The sequence below is a fragment of the Caballeronia glathei genome (assembly GCF_000698595.1).
Classification (GTDB): Bacteria; Pseudomonadota; Gammaproteobacteria; order Burkholderiales; family Burkholderiaceae; genus Caballeronia; species Caballeronia glathei.
Genome location: NZ_JFHC01000237.1, coordinates 1 through 1,188, shown reverse-complemented (window position 1 = coordinate 1,188; position 1,188 = coordinate 1). Strand labels below are relative to the sequence as shown.

1 protein-coding gene is annotated in these 1,188 nt (G+C 63.2%); it reads left to right on the top strand.

Annotation, left to right across the window (positions count from 1 at the left end):
• Positions 1–1,188: amino acid adenylation domain-containing protein (locus BG61_RS38520; protein ID WP_035943686.1), on the top strand; the 1,188-nt coding region annotated here is incomplete at both ends.

Genomic DNA, 1,188 nt, shown 5'->3' with positions numbered 1-1,188 from the left:
TTCGAGCAACAGGTCCAACGCACGCCCAATGCAATTGCGCTGGTCTTCGAGAACGAGCAGCTCACCTATGCGCAACTCAATGCGCGCGCCAACCGGCTCGCGCATCATCTGATCGCGCTGGGCGTGCGTCCGGAAGATCGTGTGGCGCTGTGCATGGAGCGCGGCATCGGCATGATCGTCGCGTTACTCGCCATCCTCAAGGCCGGGGGTGCTTACGTGCCGCTCGATCCAGCCTACTCGGGCGAGCGTCTGAACCACATCCTCACCGACTCCGCACCACGGCTGTTGCTCGCCGACGCCGCAGGCCGCGAAGCGCTGGGAGAAACCGGCGTGCTCGCCGTGCTCGATCCCAACGCGAAGCTCGGTGACGCACTCCCGCAAGACAATCCGCAAACGGTTGTCGCCCCGCGTCACCTCGCCTACGTGATCTACACCTCCGGCTCCACCGGCAAGCCCAAGGGCGTGATGGTAGAGCACGCCCAGATCGTGCGCCTGTTCGACGCAACTCAGGACTGGTTCGGCTTCAATGAGCGCGATGTCTGGTGCCTGTTCCACTCGTTCGCCTTCGATTTCTCGGTTTGGGAGTTGTGGGGCGCGCTGCGCTATGGCGGAAAGCTGGTGATCGTGCCGCAGCATGTGGCTCGCTTCGCACCCGATTTCCTTCGCCTGCTTCAGCAGGAGGGCGTCACCGTTCTCAATCAGACGCCCAGCGCCTTTCGCGCCCTCATTCAGGCGCAGGAAGCAAACGACGCCTCCACTGCGTTGCGCTACGTGATCTTCGGCGGCGAGGCGCTGAATCCGTCGACGCTCGAACCCTGGTACGCGCGACATTCGGACCAGAAGCCGCGACTGGTCAACATGTACGGCATCACCGAGACGACCGTACACGTGACCTACCGGCCGCTGACTCGCGAGGACTGTACGGACAGCAACAGCCCGATCGGGGTGCGTATTCCTGATCTGACGATCTATCTGCTCGATGCGCAACGTCAACTGGCGCCTGTTGGTGCGGTAGGCGAGCTTTACGTCGGTGGCGCGGGTGTGGCGCGTGGCTATTTGAACCGGCCCGAGCTCACCGCCGAGCGTTTCCTCGACGATCCGTTCGTTCCCGGCTCCCGTCTCTATCGCACGGGTGACCTTGGACGCTATCGGCCGGACGGCAGCCTCGAATTTTTTGGGCGCAATGAC